Genomic DNA, 3,343 nt, shown 5'->3' on the forward strand with positions numbered 1-3,343 from the left:
CGGAGCCGATCGCCTCCGGGAGGCGCGCTCCGGGCCCGGGGTGTCAGCCCCTCAGCACCTCGGTCAGGCTCGTCAGGCTGTCCCCGCCGCGCCCGGCCGCGACCCCTCTGCGCATCACGTCCAACACGGCGGCGGGCAGGGAGCCGTCCACGCCGGAGGCCTCCACCGTGTGCAGCACGTGCTCCATGCTGGCCGCGGCCATGGTCAGGCGGTCCACGTCGCCCCCGTGCTCGCCCGCGTCGACGCGCGGCGCGTAGAACTCCAGGAAGTACCGGAAGTCCATGGTCTTCAGGGCGATGGGAAGGAACTCCCGCGCCGAGACGCCGTTGGCCGAGGCCGTGGCCTGGGCGTGCACGTAACCGACCAGGCCCGTCCAGAACATGTCCATGCCCAGTTGGTAGAACAGCGCGGCCAGACCGGGGTCATCCCCCAGGTACTCGATGCCCGTCAGCACCTCCAGGGCGGACCGGTGGGTCTCGACGGCCTCCTTCGGGCCGCTGTAGTAGGTCATGGCGTCCGTGCCGCCGATGGCGGGCGGCGGGACCTGGACCCCGCCGGTGACCTGTACGGCTCCGCGCCCGGCGGTCCAGCGCGCCGCCTCGCGGACGCGGTCGGGGGTGTCGGAGCTGAGGTTGACCAGGGTGCGCCCGGCCAGCGCCGACGGGTCGGCGGTGCCGAGGACGTCGTACATCGCTGCGTAGTCGGTCAGGCTCAGCTCCACGAGCCGGTTCGCCCTCAGCGCCGCCTCCGCGCTCTCCGCCCGCACGGCGCCCCTGGCCACCAGCGGGTCGGCCCGGTGGGCGGTGCGGTTCCACACCGTCACCGCGTAGCCGCTGTCCAGGTAGGCGTCGGCCATGGCCCGGCCCATGGGGCCCAGGCCGATCACGGTCACCGATCCGGTGCTCATCATGCCCTCCACATTTCTAAAACGAACGTTCTACTCAGTCTTGGGGACAGTAGCACAGTCCTAGAACGGACGTTCTATTCACTAGGCTGGGCGCATGAGGACCCAGCACGAGATCGGTACGAGGGAGCGGATCGTCCGGGCGACCTCCCGCCTGATGCAGAGGCAGGGCTACGGAGCCACCGGACTCAAGGAGATCTCCCGTGAGGCCGAGGCGACTTTGGGCTCGGTCTACCACTTCTTCCCCGGGGGCAAGCGGGAGCTGGCGGTCGAGGCCGTCCGCCACGGGGACGAGGAGTTCGCCCTGGCCCTGCGCGAGGTGTTCGCGCGCGTGGACGACCCGGCCGAGGCGATCGTCGCCTGCACCCGGGACCTGGCCGCGGGGCTGCGCGCCTCCGGCTGGCTCGACGGCTGCCCCATCACCACCGTGGCCCTGGAGAGCGCCGGACTCGACCCCGACATCCAGGAGGCCGCCGCGCGGGCCTTCGAGAACTGGCGCAGCCTGGTCCGCGACAAGCTGCTGCGCTCCGGGTTCGGGGAGGAGGACGCCCACGAGCTCGCGCACACGGTGGTCGCCGCCCTGGAGGGGGCCGAGATGTCCGCGCAGGTCTCCCGGAGCGAGGCGCCGCTGGAGATCGCCGGAAGGCACCTGGCCCGGCTGGTCGACTCCTACCGCTGAGGGCGGCGGTCCCCGACCGCCGACGCGGCCGGGCGCGTGTCCCGCGCCGCGCGCATGGCGGTGCGGGCTCGGCGTTTCAGGGCGCGGGCGTGCCCTGGTGGTAGTACAGCCGCCACGCGCCGTCCGCGTTGCGGCGCCACAGGGAGCTGCGCAGGGCCCGCGCCCCGTCGGCCTCGGTGGCGTAGGTCAGGTGCACCAGGTCCGGGGCGAGCAGCCGCCCCACCATGTCGCCGACCCGCACCCGGCGCCGTTGCGGCCCCGTCGTGTCCGGGCCGTCCATGGAGGGGAGCTCGGCCAGCATCGTCTCCCGGTCCCAGCGCCTGCCCGATCTGCCCACCTCGGTGAACTCGGGGTCCAGCAGCTCCCCGGCGAGCCTGCGCGAGGCGCGCACGTGGGGTTCCAGCAGCCGCAGCTCCCCCTCGATCACCCGCTGGACCGCCTCGCCCGCCCCGTCTGCGGCTCCGTACACAACCGACCCCCGTCCGAGCTGTCCGACCACGGCGACACCGACCGGGCGGTGCGCGGTCACACCGCGGCGTCGTGTTCACGGGCGGGGCGCAGGTGGTCCAGCTCCCCCTGCGCGACAGGGTAGGGGCGCTCGGCGGGCAGCAGCCGGGCCGCCGCGGCGGTGCCCCCCTCCTGGACCAGGGTGTGCACCCGGTGCGCGAGCGGGGTGACGTCGGTGATCGAGACGATCCACTCGTCCGCGTAGCGCCGCGCGGCCTCGCCCGCCAGCCCCAGTTGCAGGGAGCGGTGTTCCAGCGGGGTCAGGTACAGGTCGCGCTCGGGGTCCCACTGCACACGGGCCGGCGCCTCGCGCAGCCGCGCGCGCCAGGTCTCCCGGTCGGGGTGGACGGCGGGCGCGTGGTGCGACAGGCACGCGTTGCGCAGCGCCCACGCGAAGCCCGCTCGGGTGATCTCCACCGCCAGCACGGTCTCCTGGTCCCTCTTCAGCCCCCATCCGCACCTGTACATCATCCACAGGAACGAAGGCTTGATCCAGGTCATGCGGTCGCGCTTCCAGGCGGAGGGGAAGCGTCCCTCGCGCGCGGCGGCCAGCCCGAGCGAGGGGGCGTAGGCCTGGTAGACGGTGACCGTGCTGTCGGTGTGGAGCGCGCGGATCTGGTGCCTGGGGACGTCCATGGGCCCAGCGTGGTGTCCGGGAACCGGGCGAGGCAAGCGGTTTTCCGCCCACGCCGGGGACCGGTCAGCGGGCGCGGGCGGGCACGTCGGCCTTGAGCAGCATCTCCTCGTACTCCTCCTCGGGATCGGAGTCCAGCACGACCGCTCCGCCCGCGCCGATGGTCAGCTCGCCGCCGCTGAGCACGGCGGTGCGGATGACGATGCTGAGGTCGGCCGCGCCGGAGGAGGACACGTAGCCCAGCGCGCCGGAGTAGACCCCGCGCGCGGAGGTCTCCAGGCGGTCGAGGATGCGCATGGTGCGCTCCTTGGGCGCGCCCGTCATCGACCCGCCGGGGAAGCAGGCGCGGACCGCCTCCACGGCCGACACCCGCGGGCGCAGCACGCCCCGCACGGTGGAGACCAGCTGGTGCACGGTGGCGTAGGACTCGGTGTACATGAACGCGGGCACCTCGACGCTGCCGACCTCGCACACCCGCCCCAGGTCGTTGCGGAGCAGGTCGACGATCATGAGGTTCTCGGCGCGGGTCTTGGCGCCGGTGCGCAGCTCCCGGGCCGCGCGCGCGTCGGCGGCCGGGTCGGCGTGGCGCGGCGCGGTGCCCTTGATGGGGCGGCTCTCG

Annotated in this window: 5 protein-coding genes; 1 reads left to right on the forward strand and 4 read right to left on the reverse strand. The window is 73.6% G+C overall.

Translation table 11 applies throughout. The features are described from left to right. Nucleotides 1–43 precede the first annotated feature (43 nt). Complete coding sequence (locus tag DQW06_RS01660) at nt 44–907, reverse strand: NAD(P)-dependent oxidoreductase (protein ID WP_117197833.1); 864 nt, start codon at nt 905–907, stop codon at nt 44–46. Nucleotides 908–1,001: 94 nt separating this feature from the next. Between DQW06_RS01660 and DQW06_RS01665 the strand changes: the two genes are divergently transcribed. After that, entirely contained in the window at nt 1,002–1,583 is a 582-nt protein-coding gene (locus DQW06_RS01665; protein WP_117197834.1) for a TetR/AcrR family transcriptional regulator, read from the forward strand. Nucleotides 1,584–1,659: 76 nt separating this feature from the next. On the opposite strand, the gene DQW06_RS01670 is transcribed toward DQW06_RS01665, so the two are convergent. The 3 genes from DQW06_RS01670 to DQW06_RS01680 form a co-directional block, all read right to left on the reverse strand. After that, nucleotides 1,660–2,052, reverse strand: a complete 393-nt coding sequence (locus DQW06_RS01670) for a DUF4440 domain-containing protein (RefSeq protein ID WP_117197835.1) — start codon at nt 2,050–2,052, stop codon at nt 1,660–1,662. A gap of 56 nt (nt 2,053–2,108) precedes the next feature. After that, nucleotides 2,109–2,726 carry a DUF4291 domain-containing protein gene (locus DQW06_RS01675; protein WP_071622102.1) on the reverse strand — a complete coding sequence of 206 codons (618 nt, stop codon included), beginning with the start codon at nt 2,724–2,726 and terminating at the stop codon, nt 2,109–2,111. Between the two features lie 64 nt (nt 2,727–2,790). Continuing rightward, a partial coding sequence (locus tag DQW06_RS01680; protein ID WP_198662358.1) for a chorismate-binding protein occupies nt 2,791–3,343 on the reverse strand: 553 nt, incomplete at its 5' end.

Origin of the sequence: Nocardiopsis sp. TNDT3, from assembly GCF_003427465.1 — a bacterium.
Lineage (GTDB): Bacteria > Actinomycetota > Actinomycetes > Streptosporangiales > Streptosporangiaceae > Nocardiopsis > Nocardiopsis dassonvillei.

What these genes read in the sequence shown, in the direction of transcription:
- DQW06_RS01675 (WP_071622102.1), bottom strand. Translation starts at nt 2,726, where the DNA reads ATGGACGTCCCCAGGCACCAGATCCGCGCGCTCCACACCGACAGCACG.
- DQW06_RS01660 (WP_117197833.1), bottom strand. Translation starts at nt 907, where the DNA reads ATGAGCACCGGATCGGTGACCGTGATCGGCCTGGGCCCCATGGGCCGG.
- DQW06_RS01665 (WP_117197834.1), top strand. Translation starts at nt 1,002, where the DNA reads ATGAGGACCCAGCACGAGATCGGTACGAGGGAGCGGATCGTCCGGGCG.